Here is a 20031-nt window from a genome sequence, read left to right as displayed (position 1 = left end):
TTATGAAGCAATCCTTTTTTATTCTCTCTATACTGGCTTTCTTTTATGCCTGTAAGCCTGCGCAGAAAGTGCAGAAGATTGAACAGGCTATTTACAATAAGGATACAACCGAGTCTGTAAAAGTAAAAGAAGCGCCAAAAGTAGACTCAGCTGCTATCGTACGCGATATCATGCAGAAAGTGATGATGCGTAAAATCGACGTGAACACATTTGAAGCGAAGATTAAAGTAGATTATGAGGATAAGGATGATGCAAACTCCATCACAGCTTATGTAAAGCTGAAAAAAGATTCTGTGATCAATATCAAACTTACCTATCCTGTTATTGGCGTGCTATTTGAATTACAGGCTTTCAAGGATAGTGTGATTCTCCTGAATTACCGCAACAAGACGGTTCAATACCGAAAGATTTCTTACCTCCAGGAAATCACAGAAATTCCATTCGACTTCACCACTTTGCAAGATATGATTCTGGGAAATCCGGTTTTTGTAAATGGGAACATCGTTTCTTATAAGGACAGCGATGCTGGCTTATTGGTATTGGTAAATGGAGATATTTTCAAGCACCTGATTACACTTGAAAAAGACGAGTTTAAAATCACGCATAGCAAATTAGATGATATCCATGCTGAGCGTAGCAGAACTTGTGATATCACATTGTCTAACTATGAGACTTTCGGTACCTATAAATTCTCCAGTCAGCGAAAAATTTCTATTGCCGAGAAGTCTAAACTGGATATTTTACTCGATTTCAAAAAGCCGGTGTTTAACCAGCCCTTAACGATTTCGTTTAATATTCCTAAAAATTTCAAGAAGCAATAATTTTTTTGCTGTTTCACCGTTATGTTTGGGATTCACCTGAACTGTTATCCTTTGACCATGCTGAAAAGAATTGCCTTCCTAATCGTTGTTTTGTTCGCCTTTACTATTGCAGAGGCGCAACAAACTAAGGAAGAATTACAGCGTCGTCAACAGGAATTGCAGCGTGAGATCAATGAGCTGAATGCTACTTTAGGTGAGATACAGCGTAGTAAGAAAAAATCAATCGGTCAATTAGCCATTGTACAGCGTAAAATCGCCAAGCGTCAGGAATTAATCAATAGTATTGGCAGAGATATCCGCAGAATTGACGATGAGCTGTTTCTGAATGAACGCGAAATCTATCGTCTCAATAAAGAATTAGATACGCTCAAGCTTCAGTATGCACAGAGTATTCAATTTGCATATAAGAACAGAGGAAGCTACGAATACCTGAATTTTCTTTTTTCTGCCAAAAATTTTAATGATGCGGTAAAGCGCATTGCTTACCTCAAAAGCTATCGTCAACAGCGCGAGACGCAGGCAGTAGCCATCAACAAAACCCAATCGCTTTTACAAGAGCGGATGGGCATGCTGGCAGTAAATAAGCAGGAGAAGACCAAGACCCTGAGTTCTCAAAGCGAGCAGCTTAAGGTGCTGGAAGAAGATAAGCAGGAGCAAGCCCAGGTGGTGAAGCAACTCAAGGATCAAGAAAAGGATTATCAAGCCCAGCTTAGAAGAAGAGAAAAAGAACGTCAGGATTTGCGCCGTGCTTTGGATGCAGCTATCAAACGCGAAATTGAAGATGCCCGAAGAAAGGAACGTGAAAGAATAGCCAGACAGGCAGAAGCAGCCAAGAAAGCTGCGAACAATAATGCTACAGTTGAGAAAGACGCTGTTGCTGCTAAACCTAAAAATGCAGAGCCAGTCACTGGTGGTATTGCTGCCCGCCCCAAAGAGAATCGTGAAGAAAGTGCTTTCGAGTCTACGCCGGAAGGCCTCACCATGTCGCTCAACTTTGAAAAGAACAGAGGTCGTTTGCCATGGCCTGTTGAGTCTGGTATTGTTACCGGTGAGTTTGGTACCCATACGATTCCTGGTACAAGATTGGCTGAAAAGAATGATGGTATCATCATTACCACAAAAGCAGAATCAAGCATCCGTTGTGTGGCAGACGGTGAAGTAGCCAGAATCTTTGATCTGGGCGAATATCAGGGTGTAATGGTGCGTCATGGTAAATATTTTACCATCTATAGTCGCCTTTCTTCAGTGAATGTATCTAAAGGACAAGCAGTGAATGCAGGTACTGTTATCGGCAGAAACGCACAAAACCTGGACGGTGATTATAAAGTAGAGTTTCTTGTGATGAATGATAAAGGTGCCAACCTCAACCCTGAACTCTGGCTCAAGCGCAGATAGTATTCCACCATTCTATCATTCATTCATCCAATCATTCACTCATTATTTATTTCGGTATCTTACGGCAAATCGCTTGCTGTATGCAGAAATACATTCTGGCATTTGATCAGGGCACTACCAGTAGCAGGGCCATTGTATTCGATCAAAAGGGCAGCATCATTGCTGTTGCACAAAAGGAATTCACACAAATTTTTCCACAGCCAGGCTGGGTGGAACATGATCCCAATGAGATATGGAGTACGCAACTGGGCGTAGCTGCAGAAGCCATCACCAAAGCCGGTTTAACCGTTGAACATATTGCAGCTATTGGTATCACCAATCAGCGAGAAACTACCGTTGTTTGGGATCGTCAAACTGGTCAGCCAGTATATAATGCCATTGTATGGCAAGACAGGCGCACAGCCGGATATTGCGATGAATTAAAAGCATCAGGCCATGCAGCAGCCATACAAGCGAAAACTGGTTTGGTGATTGATGCCTATTTCTCTGCGACTAAACTCAAATGGATATTAGACCATGTGCATGGTGCCAGGGAAAAAGCTGCAAAAGGCAATCTTTGTTTTGGTACAGTAGATAGTTGGTTGTTATGGAAACTAACGAACGGTCAAGTACATGCTACCGATGTATCAAACGCATCGAGAACCATGTTGTACAATATTCATACACTTAGTTGGGATGCAGATTTATTGCACCTTATGGATATCCCTGCTTCAGTGCTTCCAGAAGTGCGCAGTAGCAGCGAAGTTTATGGCAGCACCAATCATATTCTCACCGCGCATGCAATTCCTATTGCAGGTATTGCGGGCGATCAGCAAGCGGCTTTATTCGGACAAATGTGTACCCAACCGGGCATGGTAAAGAATACCTATGGTACTGGTTGCTTCATGCTGATGCAAACTGGCCAGAAAGCTGTTCCATCCAACAATCATTTGCTCACCACTATTGCATGGCAAATCAATGGCGTTACAGAATATGCATTAGAAGGTAGCGTGTTTATTGCAGGTGCAGTGGTACAGTGGCTACGTGATGGATTAGGCATTATACGTAGTTCTGCTGAAGTAGAATCTTTGGCTGCAACTGTGGCTGATACCGGAGGTGTGTATGTAGTGCCCGCTTTCGCGGGATTGGGTGCACCCTACTGGAATCAGCATGCAAGAGGCACGATAACTGGTATAACCAGAGGAACTACTGCGGCGCATATTGCTAGAGCGGCATTGGAAAGTATTGCTTATCAAACCATGGATGTGTTGAAAGCCATGGAAGCAGATGCTGGCATTGCGATTAAAGAATTGCGTGTGGATGGTGGTGCTACAGCTAATGATCTATTAATGCAATTTCAGAGTGATGTATTGCAGACCAGGGTTGTTCGTCCGCGCATCACCGAAACCACTGCATTGGGTGCAGCATATCTTGCAGGTTTGGCTGTAGGTTATTGGCCAAGTCTGGAATCGATACAAAGCCAATGGCAGGTGGAAAGTGCATTTGAATATAATATGTCGGCCGAACAAGTTGCTGCAAGAACCAAGGGCTGGCAGCAGGCCATTCATACCACCATCGCAGGTGCAAATTTTGATGTATAGGCAATAATGAATAGACAGGAATCGCTCAATATAATTCAGTCGACTAAGCAATGGGATATCTTGATCATTGGCGGTGGTGCTACCGGTTTGGGAACAGCACTGGATGCAGCATCGCGCGGATACAAAACACTACTTGTAGAGAAACATGATTTCGGTAAAGGCACTTCCAGTAAAGCCACTAAGCTGGTGCATGGCGGTGTACGTTATATGGCGCAAGGTAATATCAAACTGGTGATGGAAGCCCTCAAAGAAAGAGGGCGTTTGTTACGCAATGCGCCACATCTCACAGATCGTTTATCTTTTATTTTACCAGTCTATAGTATCTGGGATTATTTCTATTACGGCATTGGATTATTGTTGTACGATTTACTTTCTGCCAATTGGAGTCTGGGCGCCACTAGAGTGTTGTCTAAAAAAGGCGCGCTGAAAGCCTTGCCTGGTTTATCACCTCAAGGCCTTGTTGGTGGTGTGCGTTTTTACGATGGTCAGTTTGATGATACACGTTTAGCTGTAGCATTAGCCAAGACTGCAACAACTCATGGTGCCACCATCATCAATTATTGCAGCGTACATGCTTTTGAAAAAAGTGGTGAGCAGATTGTTGGTGCTTGGTTAACAGATCATCTCAGCGGGCAGCAATACTTGGTTAATACGACTTCTTGTATCAATGCAAGTGGCGTGTTTGCAGAAACCGTCATGCAGTTGGATGAGCCCAATCCCGGCATTGCCGTATCTCCCTCTCAGGGTATACACTTGGTAGTAGATAGTGATTTCTTTCCCGGCAATCAGGCGCTCATCATACCGAAAACAGATGATGGACGCGTGTTATTCGCCGTGCCATGGCAAGGCAAAGTGATATTGGGTACAACAGATACGCCCGTTAATACCATTACAGCAGAACCTCAGCCAATGGAAGCTGAGATAGAATTTGTAATTAGTCATTTCAATCGCTATTGCAGTAAATCCATCACGCGCGCTGATATATTGTCTGTGTTCGCTGGTTTGCGGCCGCTGGTAAAATCAAAAGGTCAAACACATACTTCGCTTTTGTCACGAGATCATAGCATCATCATTCACAAAAGTGGTTTGGTGAGTATTGTAGGAGGGAAGTGGACCACCTATCGGAAAATGGCACAGGATGCAGTGGATAATGCAGTGTTTGTTGCAGGCGGCAAGAAATTATCCTCCAGAACAAAAGAATTACCCATTGGCAATTGGCAAAAGCCCTTGGATAAAACAGACCGTTTATTTGTGTACGGGAAAGATGCAAGTATCATCCGCACTTGGATGCAAGAACAAAAATGGTCTGAATTGATTCACCCGAACTATCCTTATACCAAAGCTGAGATACGCTGGCATGTGGAGGCAGAAATGGCCATGACATTAGAGGATGTGCTGGCGCGAAGAATACGCCTGTTGTTTCTGGATGCAAGAGCAGCTAAAGAAGCGGCACCAATCGTTGCTACATTGATGGCTGAGCTGTTGCAAAAAGACCAGCATTGGCAGCAAACGCAACTCAATAGTTTTCGCACTTTAGCGCAACAATATTTGCTATCTTAAATTACTAAACGCTTGCATATGACTCCCTTTGTCGCTGAATTAATAGGTACAGCTTTGATCATCATTTTTGGGGATGGAGTAGTAGCCAATGTGCTACTAAAAAATTCTAAAGGCAATAACGGTGGTTGGATTGTGATTGCATTTGGCTGGGCCATGGCTGTTTTCATTGGTGTCTATGTTTCGGCTGCGGCAAGTGGTGCGCATTTAAATCCGGCTGTAACACTGGCATTGGCTTATCTGGGCAAATTCGATTGGTCGCTGGTGCCCGGTTATTTGCTTGCTCAGCTGCTGGGAGGTATGTTGGGTGCATTATTGGTTTGGGCCGTCTATCGCCAGCATTATGATGCAACAACGGATGCTGATCTGCAGTTGGCTACTTTCTGCACTGGTCCTGCTATCCGTAATTACCCGCAGAACTTTCTCACGGAGTGTTTGGCTACTTTCATTTTTGTGGTGGCCATTTTATTCATTGCTAAACCTACAGATGCTACAGGCCAATCTTTTGGCTTGGGTGCTTTGGACGCCTTGCCTGTGGCTTTATTAGTGCTGGGTATGGGCTTGAGTCTGGGTGGCCCTACCGGCTATGCCATTAACCCTGCCAGAGACCTGGGTCCAAGAATTATGCACTTTATCCTGCCCATTAAGGGCAAACGCGATAGCGATTGGGCCTATAGCTGGGTGCCTGTGCTGGGTCCGGTTATGGGAGCATTGCTTGCAGCTTGGGTTTTCCAGACCTTTTTGTCTTGATTTTTCGATGCTTTTCAGGCCTTTTCAGTGCTGCTTTCCCATCGGCATAATGGAGGCTCAAAAAAACTCGGTTTTTTGTTGAAAATTCCCATCCGGTGAAAGGGGGATACCCTTACCTTTGCGGCCTGAAATAAAACCTATTCGACAATATGGCTACAAAGGGTAAGATCAAACAGATCATCGGTGCCGTAGTAGACGTGCAATTCGAAGGCAAACTGCCTGAAATTTATAACGCATTGGAACTGAAGCGTCCCAATGGCGAAACCCTGGTTCTGGAAGTACAGCAGCACCTGGGTGAGGACAGCGTACGTACCATTGCGATGGACGGTACAGAAGGTCTGGTTCGTGGAACCGAAGTGATCGACACCGGTAAAGCTATTGCCATGCCTACTGGTGAAGGCATCAACGGTCGTCTGTTCAATGTAACAGGTGATGCCATTGATGGTCTGCCTCAGGTTAGCAAGGAGAACGGTCGCCCCATTCACGCCATGCCGCCCTTATTCGAGAACCTGAGTACTGCTACAGAAGTACTGTTTACAGGTATCAAGGTTATCGACCTGATCGAGCCATATGCAAAAGGTGGTAAGATTGGTTTGTTCGGTGGTGCGGGTGTAGGTAAAACCGTATTGATTCAGGAATTGATCAACAATATCGCCAAGGGTTATGGTGGTCTGTCAGTATTCGCCGGTGTGGGAGAGCGTACTCGTGAGGGTAACGATCTGCTGCGCGAAATGATTGAAGCAGGCATCATGAAGTACGGCGATGCGTTCAAGCATAGCATGGAAGAAGGTGGTTGGGATCTGAGCAAGGTAGATATGGAAGGTCTGAAAGATTCTAAAGCAACATTCGTATTCGGTCAGATGAATGAGCCCCCCGGTGCACGTGCACGTGTGGCCCTCTCTGGTCTGACAATCGCTGAATATTTCCGTGATGGAGATGGTACAGGTAAGGGTAAGGATATCCTGTTCTTCGTAGATAATATCTTCCGTTTCACTCAGGCAGGTTCAGAGGTATCAGCCCTCTTGGGTCGTATGCCATCAGCGGTAGGTTATCAGCCTACACTGGCTACTGAAATGGGATTGATGCAAGAGCGTATCACTTCAACCAAGAACGGTTCAATCACATCTGTACAGGCGGTTTACGTACCTGCGGATGACTTGACTGACCCTGCGCCTGCAACTACTTTCGCTCACTTGGATGCGACAACGGTATTGAGCCGTAAGATTGCGGATTTGGGTATCTACCCTGCGGTTGACCCATTGGATTCTACTTCAAGAATTCTGACACCTGCTATCGTAGGTGAAGCACACTATAATTGCGCTAACCGTGTGAAGCTGATCTTACAGCGTTACAAGGAACTGCAGGATATCATCGCCATCCTCGGTATGGATGAATTGAGTGACGATGATAAGATGACTGTAGCACGTGCACGTAAAGTGCAGCGTTTCCTTAGTCAGCCTTTCCACGTAGCTGAACAGTTCACTGGTCTGAAGGGTGTATTCGTAAACATCGACGACACAATCCGTGCATTCAATGCAATTATGGATGGTGAAGTAGATGAGTATCCTGAAGCAGCTTTCAACCTGGTTGGTACTTTGGAAGACGCGATTGAGAAGGGTAAAAAACTCCTGGCTCAGGCTCAGGCTTAATTGAATGTGTCCGGGTAACCGGTAACGAATCAGCAACCTATGCATTTAGATATTTTAACACCAGAGAAAAAGTTGTACAGCGGAGAAGTGTACGGCGTTCAGCTGCCCGGTATCACCGGTTTGTTTGAAGTGCTGGACAAACACGCACCAATGGTGAGTGCTTTGAAGCAGGGTAATCTGAAAATTCTGAAAGATCAGAAGCAATCAGAGAACTATACCATACAAGGTGGCTTTGTGGAAGTATTGAACAACAAAGTAACTGTACTGGTAGAAGGCGCTGTAGAAGCTTAATTAGTCCAAATAATCAATAAGAGCCCTCGCATGATTGCGGGGGCTTTTTGTTAGTATACCGCACGGTAATTGATTTGTATATTTTTTTCTATCCAAGTACCCGTTTTAATTTCTACTGGCTGAACAGTATTTCCATCAGATTGATGGGCAAACCATCCATCCTTCAATACAATGATTACGCTGTAATTGCCTACTGGTAAAGATTGGCGAAAATTACCAGCTGCATCTGCCACACATGTAGCAATGGGCTCTTGCGTCGTCAATGGTTGGTATAGGCCAAATTCATTCAAGCGCAAACTATTGGTAGAAATAGGTGCATAGAAATGAATTGTAGCAGCAACTGCTAACCCCTGCGCATCTTGTTTAGTCAGTTCAGGCGAGGGCATCCGATTGCCGATAATTTCCGTAACTGTTCCGTAAACACCTTGCTTATGCTGGTTGTTGGGATGCTGACTGGCACAGCCAAAGCAAAAGAGCAGTAGAAATACATATTTCATCATAGGATGAATTTCGGCTTTTGTTGAATTGTTTGGTGTATTCAATAGCTAAAAGTTGTGGCAAGTTTATAAGAACGATGTCTATAGTAGTAAATTCACTTTCTATTCAATTGCAAATGAGACAACTGATTTTTTGTGTACTAATGTTATCCGCTGTAGTGTCAACTGCGCAGGAAAGAACGAATAAGCAGGTATTACAATCCTTATCAAAGAACCTGAACATTCAATACCAAAAAGATAGTGCTGAATTAGTCAAGCTTGTACAGCAAAAAAAAGCATTGCGCAGTTTCAGGGTAGAAAATGGGTCTCTGGCGCAACTAACAGGTATTGCACCCAATCGATTGCCAGAGTATACAGTAGTTGATAATAATACTACTGCTGCTGCTACCACAAGCACACAAACTTTGTGGCAGGGAGGCAGTACGGGTTTAGGCTTAACAGGGGGTATTCAGGCTTTATCAGGTAAATTGGGTATTTGGGACGGTGGTCGTGTTTTTTTTGAGCACGTTGAGTTTCAGGGCAAAGGGGGTTTGCAAATGGACAATCCTGCTTCTGCAGATGATCATGCCACACATGTTGCCGGTACCATGATTGCGAAAGGTGTAAATACGGTAGCCCGTGGGATGGCCTATGGCAACAGAGGACTAGTTGCTTATGATTTCAATAACGATGCTTCAGAAATGGCCATACAGGCTGGTGATTTGTTATTGTCGAATCACTCTTATGGTACAGTGGCTGGTTGGCGTGTCAATACTTCCTCCAATAATAGATGGGAGTTTTGGGGAGAGCCCGGGGCTACAGAAGATTTCAATTTTGGTTTTTATGATACACGTTCTCGCTTATGGGATTCCATTACATATGCAGCACCTTTTTATCTGCCGGTAAAATCATCGGGGAATAACAGAAGCCAGAATGGCCCTTCAGTAGGCTCGCCTTACTGGAGAAGAAATGCATCAGGTGTTTGGGATTCTATTCCGGCGAGAGAAGCGGGTATTTATAGTAACGATGGTTATGATATTATCCCTACATACGGTAATTCAAAAAACATACTGACCATTGGTGCAGTATTGTCAATATCTGGTGGGTATAAACGTCCTACTGATGTATTGATATCAAATTTCAGCAGTTGGGGGCCAACTGATGATGGCAGAATCAAGCCAGATTTGGTGGGTATGGGTGTAAGCCTTACCAGTCCTGTCTTTGGTGGCAACCTTAGTAATACCAGTGCTTATGGTATTTTAAGTGGAACATCCATGTCAACACCCAATGTTACGGGTTCACTTTTATTATTGCAAGAGTTGTATCACAGACAAACAGAAGGACGATTCATGCGTTCAGCAAGCTTGCGAGGGTTGGCCATACATACGGCTAGTGAAGCTGGGAGTTCAGATGGTCCTGATTATGTATATGGCTGGGGTTTGCTAAATGCAGAGAAAGCAGCAAACGTGATTCGTAATCACCAGAATAATCACCAATTATTTGAAAGAACCTTGGTGCAGGGTAGGGATACGACGATTCAAGTAGTAGCATCTGGTAAGGGAGCTTTGGTAGTAACCTTGTGTTGGACGGATCCTCCTGGTGCAGTCAACTTTAATGATCGTTACAATAACAGAACCCCTAAGCTCATCAATGATTTAGATATCCGCATCACGAGTGGAAGCACTACTTTTCTTCCATGGATATTAGATCCTGCAAATCCATCAGCACCTGCTACCAAAGGAGATAATATCCGCGATAATGTTGAGAAGATTGAAATTCCCAATGCAGTTGCAGGACAAACCTATACTATCAGAATCAGTCACAAGGGCACTTTGCAAAACGGGTTGCAAGCTTATTCAGTCATCATGAGCGGTGTAAATGGTGTTGCTTATTGTGTATCAACACCAAGCACAAATGCAGATAGCAGAATCAATAACCTCACATTTGCTGGTATCAATAATACGCCTGCAGCGGGTTGTACTACTTACAGTGATTATACAAATCTTACTGCAAGTCTGAGACCAGGTCAAACAATACCCTTGTCAATCACTGCAGGTACATGCGGCGCCAATAAGGACAAGATTGCACAAGTGTATATTGATTGGAACAGCGATGGTGATTTTGTAGATGCAAGTGAGTTGGTGGCAACCAGTACGGTTATTTCTGCAACAGGTACATTCACTTCAAACATTACTGTACCAGCAACAGTGCTACCAGAGACTAGCACAAGGATGCGAGTTGTATTGGTAGAAACCACAAATGCAGCGACAATTAGTCCATGTGGCACTTATGCAGGTGGAGGTGAAACCCAGGATTACAATATTGTTTTTACTGCTAATTCTACAGATCTGGCGATTGAAGATATTATTGAGCCTGTGAATAATGATTGCATCAAACCACAGCAGTTTATTTCTGTGCGTGTTCGAAATATGGGTGACAATATCAATCAGGGTACAGATATCATTTACTCAACTGAAATAAGACAAGGTAATACCTTGATCCAAACCCTTCAGGATACGCTTCGCTCTGGTGTTGCTAAGGGAGATTTGTTCACTTTAACGCATACACAACCTTTCCAGGCTACAAGTAGTAGTTTTCAATTTAATACGAGCGTTACTGTTGCAGGTGATCAGAATACAGGTAATAATACACTGAGTATTAGTAAAACATATAGTTCAGGATTGAATGCAACTGTAACTGGTGTACAAGCACAGGTTTGTAGCCCAACTGCAGTTTCATTCCGCGCTAATAGCAATCCTACTACAGGATTATTGTGGTACACTCAAGCAACAGGGGGTACGCCCATTGGGGCTGGTGGTTCCAGTCTGGTGAATGCTTCTGTGCCAGGCAATAGAGTCTTTTATCTAGCACAAAATGATTATGCGGGTAATCTTGGAACCAGTGCCAAGAGTTTATTTCCTGAAGGTGGGTATAATCAGTTCTCACCTGGTGTTAGAATCAAAACATTTTCACCAATTGAGATTGAGCATGCAAGATTGTATGTTGGTAATTCCGGAAGAATAACTGTGTTTGTTGTGGATAGTGCTAATTTTTCAATCGTTGCTTCAAGGACGCTGGATGTTCAGGCTACAGCACCTAATCCTGCACCTGGTGCGCAGGGTAACCAGATAGGGGATACTGGTAGAATCTATCCATTGAACTTACGCATTCCTCAACCCGGTAATTATATTATCAAAGTTGATTTTGGTAGCTCTGCTACTTTATTCAGAAACAATAATATTCCGTTGGAGCAAAATCCATATCCCATCACTGTTCCCGGAATCATGGCTATCACCGGCCATGAAGCCACTGTAACCACTGCACAGTTTTATTACTATTTCTACAACATGCGTGTGCGTTCTTTGGATTGTGCCACGAATGCACCAAGAACCACTGTTACAGCTGGTGCACCACTGAATATTAGTATTACCCAGACAGGAAATAACTTAGCTAGCAATACAGCTACAGGAACAATTCAATGGTTTTACAACAATATTCCTTTGCCCGGTGCAAATGCGCAAAACTTGAATATGGGGCCTACCGGTTCAGGTATTTACCGTGTAAGTCATAGTTTGCTTGATTGTGTATTTGAATCTCCTGAGTTAAATGCGACCATCACAGCACTCACTGTTCTCAATCCGGAAAGAATTGGCTTGCAGGCGGGTCCCAACCCAGTAAACGGATTATTGAACCTTCGCTATACCAGCACAACAATACAGCCACACCAATTAGAATTAATTAATCAGCAAGGTGTTCGGTTGTATCAAGAACGTTATCAATCTCCAGGCATGCAAACACTTGTAAGCAGACAAGTAAGATTGGGTAAATTAGCTGCAGGTGTTTATGTCTTGAAGCTGACCATGGGTAAGGAAACCTACTTGACAAAGATTGTTGCTCAATAAAATCAAACGCCACCGCAATGCTGCGGGGGCGTTTTTGTTAATTCAGTTGTGGGTCTAAGGGATAATGTATGAGTTGCTGATATTCACCGCCCAACTCTTTTAGCGCTTCTTTCCAGATTAGTTCTGGTTGTGGGAAGAAGACGAGTTTTTCGGAACCCTGACTAGTGATCCAACTTTTTTCCTCCAGTTCTTCATTTAACTGGCCTTCACCCCAGCCACTATAACCTATGTAAAATCGGATATCTGTTTCCTGAATCAGACCAGCATGAATGTATTGTATTACTTGCGTGAAATCGCCACCCCAGAAAACGCCGGGTACAACTTCAATAGAGTCGGTGATCAAATCTGGCCTGCGATGTAAAATGTGAACAGTATCAGTTTGTACTGGGCCGCCATAATATACGGGGAAATCGCAGCCTTCCATATCTGTAATCAAATCGCTAACGGTATCTTCTGTCTTTCGGTTAAGTACAAATCCGCATGTGCCACTAGCTTCATGATCACAGAGCAACACGACGGTGCGAACAAAATTGGGATCCTTTAAAAAAGGATCTGAAATCAGGATTGTTCCATTCGTTACAGTGTCCATTGCTTGATTTAAGGTAAGGATTTTTTCTGCCCGAAAAATACAGTTTTGGCAGTTAAAATACTGGTAAACGTAGGCGTAAACAAGATTTCGCAAAAATCGACGTTTTATATTTGCCGGAATGAAGAGAACTTTACCCCTCATTGTTATTTTGATTTCTATTTCCTTGTTGGGACTTGTGGTTTTACAAGTCTCCTGGGTGAAGAATATCCTTGAGGTAAGAAAGGGGCAGATTCTTTCTAAGGTGGATGAAGCAGGTGTGGCGGTTTCTGCAGATTTGAGTCGAGCCATGTATACCATTCCGGGTAAACGTAGTCTGCTCAAGCGATTTGGAATCGGTTCTGATTTATCCATGCGCTTATTGAAAACGCCAAGTGTTGCAGAAAAATTCAGCAAAAAGGATATTGAAGAGAAAATTCATCAAGCTCTAAAGGGTTCCGGTATTGAGAAAGTGGATGTTGAGTTTGCCATCATCAACATGTATGGTAATGCTGAAATGGTCTCAAATAATTTCGCACAGAAGTTTTATGATACTACGCACAATAAGCTGAGATTTTATGCCATCATCCCGGAATCTTTGATGGAATTAGATGCAATGAATAGCTATGAGAATCTTGCATTGATTGTGCCAGACTTCAATGTGCAGGTGTGGGAATCTTTGCGTTGGGTAATAGTAGGCGCTGTGGTTTTCATGCTGGTTATTTTTACAGCATTTTACATTACGCTTTCCGCATTATTGAATCAAAAGAAGCTGAGCGAAATCAAAAGTGATTTCATCAATAATATGACGCATGAGCTCAAGACGCCGCTGGCAACCATCGCTTTAGCTGTAGATGCTGTGCGAAACGAGAAAGTGCAAAGCAATAAAGAGAAGCTGGATTATTTTACGAGTATCATCAAAGAAGAGAATGTACGCATGAATAAACATGTGGAAACCATTCTGCAATCAGCTTTAATGGATCGTCAGGAATTGAGGTTACAGCCAATAGAGATTGATGTGCATTTGTTGTTGCACAGTCTGGTAGACAATTACGAATTACAGTTGGCAGATAAGCAGGGTAGTGTTGAGTGGAAGCTGAATGCCGCAACACATGTTGTAGAGGCAGATGAAACGCATTTTACCAATATGCTTTCCAATTTATTGGATAATGCCATTAAGTATTCTAAAGAACAACTGCTGATCCGCATCAGTACACATAGTACGCATAAACATATGGTCATACGCATTGAGGATAATGGTATTGGTATGAATAAAGAGACGGTAAAAAGGATTTTCGAGAAATTCTATCGTGCACATACCGGTAATGTACACAATGTTAAGGGCTTTGGTCTGGGTATGAGCTATGTGAAGTCAGTGATTGACGCGCACAAAGGCCGTATCAAAGTAGATAGTACGCCCGGTAAAGGTTCCAGCTTTATTGTTGAAATTCCCCTAAAGGCCAAGCCTTAGTCTTTGCACCACAGCAAGCTACCATCTCCATAGCTAAGAAAGCGATAATTGTTGGCAAGCGCATGGGCGTAAATCTTTTTCCATGCATCCCCAACAACGGCTGATATCAATAGGAGTAAAGTAGATTGAGGCTGATGAAAATTTGTAATCAACGCATCTGCCATTCGAATGCGATATCCCGGTGCAATCAGGATTTGAGTTTTGCACATCAATCTTGTAGTCTGATGTGTTTGCATCCAATCCAATAAAGCTTTCAATGCTACTATTCTATTGATGTCTTGAGGTAGTGCATAAGCATCCCATTGATGCATCACTAAATCATCTATCGTAATTGTAGCGATGCTGTGTTGTTGCGTATGATGTACAATTTTCACCCCCATCCAATACAATGTTTCAATGGTGCGTAGGGATGTTGTGCCTACGGCGATAATTTTTCCAGAAGCCTGTAGTAATTGTTGAATGAGTGATGCATCTACATCTATCCATTCAGCATGCATATCATGATCTTCCAGTTTTGCTGCTTTCACAGGCTTGAATGTGCCTGCACCAACATGCAGTGTAACAAATGCAGGATGAATATTTTTTGTTGCAAGATTATTGAGTACGCGTTCTGTAAAGTGCAATCCAGCTGTAGGTGCAGCAACAGAGCCATCATGTTGTGCGTATACTGTTTGATACCTTTCTGCATCACTTGCTTCTGTTGCCCTATTTAAATAAGGCGGAAGCGGAATAGAACCTGCTGCATGCAATACTTCTGCAAAACTGAGATTAGCTTGATTCCAAGTAAAATGAATGAGGAAACAATCATGCAGACTTGCTGCTTTAGTGGCATGAATGGTGAGTGTTTGTCCTTTATAAGAAACATCTAAAACCAAGCTCCCTTCTTTCCATTTTTTCGCACCACCAATCAAGCAGCGCCAATACACTTCTCCGCGCGAGAGCATAGCGGTGGTGATATCGCTATATCGATCATCGGGCTCCAAACAGAAAATCTCAATTTGTCCACCGGTTGCTTTCTGAAATAGTAGTCTGGCTTCAACCACCTTGGTATTATTACAAACCAATAAGCTATCTGCAGGTAATTGCTCATGCAAGTGTTGGTAGATACTTTCAGTGATCTCTCCCGACTTCCATACCAAGAGTTTGCTCTGGTCGCGAACTTCTAAAGGGTATTTGGCAATCCTATCTTCAGGTAAATCGTAGGTAAAGTCATGTATGGAGATGTCTTTTGGATGCATGGGCCGCAAAGATACGGGCGGTAAAGGGGCCAAAGCTGCTTTCAAAGGTGGTTAGCTACAACGAGGCGGGATAATCCTCCACTTTTTACCACAAAAACAGGAAATCAGGCATTTTGAGCCCTTTTTTAAGGGTCAAGTGGTCATTTAGTAACCCACAGCGTAGGGGCTGGGCTTGCTAATTGCTGTAGCTTATGCACAGGTAAAATGGCTGATTTTGGTATGTTTTGGGGGCGTTTGAAGCCTTATTCACCAATGTTTTCGGCTTCTTCACGGGTTATCCACAGCTATTCACATGAATTGAACGAGTGAAACGCAATAAAATCGAGCAAAATCAAGCCTACAAAGCATTGTAGCTCATTGTTTTTTGTGGAAAAATACAGTGCTTCCAGATTTGGGGTAAAAGTGGTAAAAAGTGTTATTTTGTGTCAATAAATGGTAAATCTTAATTGAATTTATTCACATGATCGGTTTCCTCGGAGAATATGAAGCAACAGTTGACGCGAAAGGTCGCTTCCTCCTGCCTGCCGGCTTTAAAAAGCAGCTGACAGAAGGTGAGAACCGCTTCATTATTTCCAGAGGTTTTGAAAAATGCCTCACCCTGTACCCGATGAAAAGTTGGGAACCGATCATGAATAAGATTAACCAGTTAAATGATTTCGACCCAAAAGTACGCGAATTCCGTCGCCAGTTTCTGGGTGGCGCTACCGAGATCGAGCTGGACGCAGCCGGTCGTTTGTTGTTGCCACCTACACTGAAGGAGTTCGCTGGCTTAAGCAAGGATATCATCCTTGTGGCTGCCCTCGACAAAATCGAAATCTGGGATGCCGGTAAGTACAAACAGCTCTTTGAGGATTTCTCTCCCGAAGCTTTCAGTAACCTGGCGCAGGATGTGATGACCAAAAAAGATGATGCACCGAAAAGTTGACATGATGCAGCAACCAAAACCAACCGCTAACTCGTCAGCCGCCTCATCTACTTATCATATCCCCGTCCTCTACCGCGAAAGCCTGGAAGCCTTGCAGATCAAACCAGCGGGTGTGTATGTGGATTGCACATTTGGTGGTGGTGGTCATAGCAGAGGCATTCTGGAACAGCTGGGCCCTGATGGAAAGCTGATTGCTTTTGATCAGGATGCAGATGCACAAAGCAATCTTCCTGAAGATGCACGTGTGTTATTTGTGCCACAGAATTTTAGACATATCCAGCGCTTTCTCCGTTTGTATAAAATCACGGAGGTAGATGGTGTGCTGGCCGATCTGGGTGTTAGCAGTCATCAGTTTGATGAAGGCACGCGCGGTTTCTCTACACGTTTTGATGGTCCGCTTGATATGCGGATGGATCAGCGTCAGGAAACTAGTGCTGCTGATGTGGTGAAAAGCTATACAGAGCAACAATTACACAAATTGTTTGAGCAGTATGGTGAAGTCAGCAATTCCAGAACACTCGCTAAGCATATCGTAGAAAGCAGAGGTGCACATGCGTTGCAAACCATTGATCAGTTCAAAGCGATGATTGCACCGGTGGTAAAGGGAAATCCCAACAAGTATCTGGCCCAGGTATTTCAGGCATTGCGGATTGAGGTAAACGACGAGATGGGTGCTTTAAGGGAAATGCTGCAGCAGCTTCCTGCTGTGCTGAAGAAAGGTGGGCGCGCAGCCATCATCACCTTTCACTCCATTGAAGACAGGATCGTAAAGAACTTTTTCCGTCAGGGCAGTTTTGATGAATTGCCTGATAACCCCTTGTTGTCTGTGGAGAAGCATAATCCGCTGCAAGTGATCACCAAAAAACCTTTGGTGGCTACTGAGGCAGAGCAAAAACAAAATACCAGAAGTCGCAGCGCTAAACTGCGTGTGGCTGAAAAAAAATAAGGATGAACGAAACCGTATCAACAGAACAAAAGCGTACGAAGCTCAATCCGCTCAAGGGTTTGGGCGGACAGTGGATTGTTGACAACACTGGTTTCTTTCTTTTCCTCGCAGTGCTGGCGGTAGTGTATATCGCGAACGGACATGTAGCAGATAAGATGCTGCGCGATATTGATAGAACAGAAGATGAAATCAAGCAGCTGCAGTTTGAATACAAGACAGTGAAGCGTGAAGTGATGTTCAGAACAGAAGAAGCGCAATTGGTGAAAGCGGTAACACCAATGGGCTTGGAGATACCAAAAGAAATGCCGCAAAGATTACAACTCGAGAAAACGCATTAGTCCTAAGGAATGGAGGTTAAAAAAGACATACTCTGGCGCGTATACCTGGTGTTTATCCTGGTGATCGTAGTATGCTTGTTCATTTTTGGCAAGGCATTCTACATTCAACAGGTACAGGGTGCTTACTGGAGAAGTCTTAGTGATAGTCTGCATCAAGGAGTAGAAATCATCGATGCAGAGCGTGGTACTATATATAGTGAAGATGGTGAAATGCTGAGCACTAGTGTGCCAGAGTTTGATTTTTATATTGATTTCCGCGCTAAAGGTTTGCGTGAAAATAACGGCAAGCGTTTCCGCGAGAACTTAGATTCATTGAGCTACTGTTTATCCAATCTCTTCAAGGATATGACTCCTGCTGAATACAAGCGCATGCTGCAGCAGGGTTACAAAGAGCAATTGGGTTATTTCCCGCTGCGTAAGAAAGTGTCATATCGCGAGTATCAGCAGATTATGGAATTTCCGCTGGTGCGTCAAGGTAGAAACAAGAGTGGTTTTATTCCTGAGAACAGAAGCGTCCGCATGAATCCTTATCCCATGCTCGCTTTCAGAACCATCGGTTTAGCGAGAGATTCTTTTAAAGTAGGATTGGAACTGTCTTATGATACAGTGCTGAAAGGCAGAAGCGGTAGAAGATTGGTGCGCAGAATCGCCGGTGGTGTAGGTGTGCCTGTTGAGGATGAGTCCATGCAAATTGAGCCTGAGAATGGCAAAGATGTGGTAACAACACTCGATGTATTCATTCAGGAAGTAACAGAGAATGCATTATTGAAAATGATGACTGCTAACGAAGCAGTACATGGTTGTGCCATAGTGATGGAAACGGCTACAGGTAAAATTAAAGCCATCGCCAATCTTGGTCGCAGAACTGATGGTACATACTGGGAAGATTTTAATTACGCCATCAATCCTTCTGAGCCTGGTTCTACCATTAAGCTGGCAACCATGATGGCTTTGTTGGAAGACAAAAAAGTTGGTTTGAATAATCAAGTGAACCTGGAAGGCGGTAAATGGCAGGTAGCTGATAGAACGGTATTTGATAGTGAGCAGCATGGCCGTAGCAATGTAACTGTTGAGCAGGCTTTTGAATTAAGCTCCAATGTGGGCATGGCGAAGTTGGCACTGCAGCATTATGGTAATGCGCCATCTCAGTTTATTCGTCACCTCAGCAAAATGCGTTTAGATACAGTAACAGGTATTGATTTGCGCGGTGAGCGTAATCCTGTTATCTACAAGCCGGGCACACGTTATTGGAGTGCGACTACTTTGCCTTGGATGGCTTTTGGATACAACTTGTCTGTTAGTCCGCTCCAGACCTTGATGCTGTATAATGCCGTTGCCAATAATGGTAAACTGGTAAAGCCTTATTTGGTTAAGTCGATCAAGGATCAAGGTGTTACGGTGCGTGAGTTTCAACCAATCATATTAAATGAACAATTAGTAAGTGCGCAAACATTGCAACAACTGAAAGTTTGTCTGGAAGGTGTTTGTCATTCTGAATATGGCACTGCCAGAAGATTATTTCAAAATGCCGCTTATAAAGCAGCAGGTAAAACAGGTACGTCATTGGTGGCTAATGGTAATCGTGGTTATGCAGATAAAATTTATCAATCATCATTTGCAGGTTATTTCCCCGCAGAGAACCCACAGTATAGCTGTATCGTGGTGATTCGTAACAAACCACAAGCAGTGAAATTTTATGGAGCTGATGTAGCTGGTCCGGTATTCAGAGAGATTGCCGATAGACTTTATGCAACCTATGTACGTGGCGTTGATAAGAAGGCAAACCGCAATCAATCAGACAGTAGCTTTTTCCGCTACGCGGGATACAAGCAGGATTTGCAAATGGTTACAAATAAGCTGAATATCCGATTCAAAGATTCTACTGGAAGGGCAGATGAGTGGATGCAATTACAATCTGTAAATAAGCAGGTGTATGCAGGTAGCATTCCAATGCAGCAGCAAAAAATGCCTGCGTTAAAGGGAATGGCTTTGAAAGATGCGGTTTATGCCTGTGAGAATATGGGCTTGAAAGTGCAGGTGCGTGGAAGTGGTAAAGTGCAGCAACAATCTGTATTAGCAGGACAGCCTATTGCAAAAGGACAATTGATTCAACTGGAGTTAAACTAA

16 protein-coding genes are annotated in these 20031 nt (G+C 43.6%); 13 read left to right on the top strand and 3 right to left on the bottom strand.

Annotation, left to right across the window (positions count from 1 at the left end):
- Window positions 1-2 precede the first annotated feature (2 nt).
- The 7 genes from J0L83_06935 to atpC all read left to right on the top strand — a co-directional run bounded on the left by J0L83_06935 (window position 3) and on the right by atpC (window position 8043).
- A complete protein-coding gene (locus J0L83_06935) occupies window positions 3-821 on the top strand; it encodes a DUF4292 domain-containing protein (protein ID MBN8664286.1) in 819 nt (272 codons plus the stop codon).
- A 57-nt stretch (window positions 822-878) separates the two neighbouring features.
- The gene (locus tag J0L83_06930) at window positions 879-2216 is read left to right on the top strand and encodes a peptidoglycan DD-metalloendopeptidase family protein (GenBank protein MBN8664285.1); all 1338 of its coding nucleotides are present in this window, start codon (window positions 879-881) and stop codon (window positions 2214-2216) included.
- A gap of 80 nt (window positions 2217-2296) precedes the next feature.
- Entirely contained in the window at window positions 2297-3796 is a 1500-nt protein-coding gene (gene glpK / locus J0L83_06925) for a glycerol kinase GlpK (GenBank protein MBN8664284.1), read from the top strand.
- 6 nt (window positions 3797-3802) lie between these two features.
- The gene (locus J0L83_06920; protein ID MBN8664283.1) at window positions 3803-5356 is read left to right on the top strand and encodes a glycerol-3-phosphate dehydrogenase/oxidase; all 1554 of its coding nucleotides are present in this window, start codon (window positions 3803-3805) and stop codon (window positions 5354-5356) included.
- An 18-nt stretch (window positions 5357-5374) separates the two neighbouring features.
- Window positions 5375-6103: an aquaporin family protein gene (locus tag J0L83_06915; protein ID MBN8664282.1), complete on the top strand. Its 729-nt coding sequence runs from the start codon at window positions 5375-5377 to the stop codon at window positions 6101-6103.
- Between the two features lie 149 nt (window positions 6104-6252).
- Entirely contained in the window at window positions 6253-7752 is a 1500-nt protein-coding gene (locus tag J0L83_06910) for a F0F1 ATP synthase subunit beta (protein MBN8664281.1), read from the top strand.
- A gap of 39 nt (window positions 7753-7791) precedes the next feature.
- Window positions 7792-8043: an ATP synthase F1 subunit epsilon gene (atpC, locus tag J0L83_06905; GenBank protein ID MBN8664280.1), complete on the top strand. Its 252-nt coding sequence runs from the start codon at window positions 7792-7794 to the stop codon at window positions 8041-8043.
- 50 nt (window positions 8044-8093) lie between these two features.
- Here atpC and J0L83_06900 read toward each other — a convergent pair whose 3' ends face one another.
- Window positions 8094-8543: a hypothetical protein gene (locus tag J0L83_06900; GenBank protein ID MBN8664279.1), complete on the bottom strand. Its 450-nt coding sequence runs from the start codon at window positions 8541-8543 to the stop codon at window positions 8094-8096.
- Between the two features lie 113 nt (window positions 8544-8656).
- Here J0L83_06900 and J0L83_06895 point away from each other — a divergent pair, with 113 nt between their 5' ends.
- Window positions 8657-12421 (top strand): S8 family peptidase, encoded by a 3765-nt coding sequence (locus J0L83_06895; protein MBN8664278.1) that lies wholly within the window; start codon window positions 8657-8659, stop codon window positions 12419-12421.
- Between the two features lie 37 nt (window positions 12422-12458).
- Here J0L83_06895 and J0L83_06890 read toward each other — a convergent pair whose 3' ends face one another.
- Window positions 12459-13010: a YqgE/AlgH family protein gene (locus tag J0L83_06890; GenBank protein ID MBN8664277.1), complete on the bottom strand. Its 552-nt coding sequence runs from the start codon at window positions 13008-13010 to the stop codon at window positions 12459-12461.
- Between the two features lie 118 nt (window positions 13011-13128).
- Between J0L83_06890 and J0L83_06885 the strand changes: the two genes are divergently transcribed.
- Window positions 13129-14457, top strand: a complete 1329-nt coding sequence (locus tag J0L83_06885) for a HAMP domain-containing histidine kinase (protein MBN8664276.1) — start codon at window positions 13129-13131, stop codon at window positions 14455-14457.
- On the opposite strand, the gene J0L83_06880 is transcribed toward J0L83_06885, so the two are convergent.
- Window positions 14454-15695, bottom strand: a complete 1242-nt coding sequence (locus J0L83_06880; protein ID MBN8664275.1) for an S-adenosylmethionine:tRNA ribosyltransferase-isomerase — start codon at window positions 15693-15695, stop codon at window positions 14454-14456. The two genes, J0L83_06885 and J0L83_06880, sit on opposite strands and share 4 nt — an antisense overlap.
- A gap of 460 nt (window positions 15696-16155) precedes the next feature.
- Between J0L83_06880 and mraZ the strand changes: the two genes are divergently transcribed.
- The 4 genes from mraZ to J0L83_06860 are packed head-to-tail and all read left to right on the top strand — an operon-like array spanning window position 16156 to window position 20031.
- Entirely contained in the window at window positions 16156-16620 is a 465-nt protein-coding gene (mraZ, locus tag J0L83_06875) for a division/cell wall cluster transcriptional repressor MraZ (GenBank protein MBN8664274.1), read from the top strand.
- A 4-nt stretch (window positions 16621-16624) separates the two neighbouring features.
- The gene (gene rsmH, locus J0L83_06870; GenBank protein ID MBN8664273.1) at window positions 16625-17566 is read left to right on the top strand and encodes a 16S rRNA (cytosine(1402)-N(4))-methyltransferase RsmH; all 942 of its coding nucleotides are present in this window, start codon (window positions 16625-16627) and stop codon (window positions 17564-17566) included.
- 2 nt (window positions 17567-17568) lie between these two features.
- Complete coding sequence (locus tag J0L83_06865; protein ID MBN8664272.1) at window positions 17569-17904, top strand: hypothetical protein; 336 nt, start codon at window positions 17569-17571, stop codon at window positions 17902-17904.
- 9 nt (window positions 17905-17913) lie between these two features.
- Window positions 17914-20031 carry a transpeptidase family protein gene (locus J0L83_06860; GenBank protein MBN8664271.1) on the top strand — a complete coding sequence of 706 codons (2118 nt, stop codon included), beginning with the start codon at window positions 17914-17916 and terminating at the stop codon, window positions 20029-20031.

Source organism: Chitinophagales bacterium (assembly GCA_017303835.1).
GTDB lineage: Bacteria > Bacteroidota > Bacteroidia > Chitinophagales > Chitinophagaceae > JAFLBI01.
The sequence above is the reverse complement of the archived record's forward strand: the minus strand, read 5'-3'. Positions and strand labels throughout refer to the sequence as shown.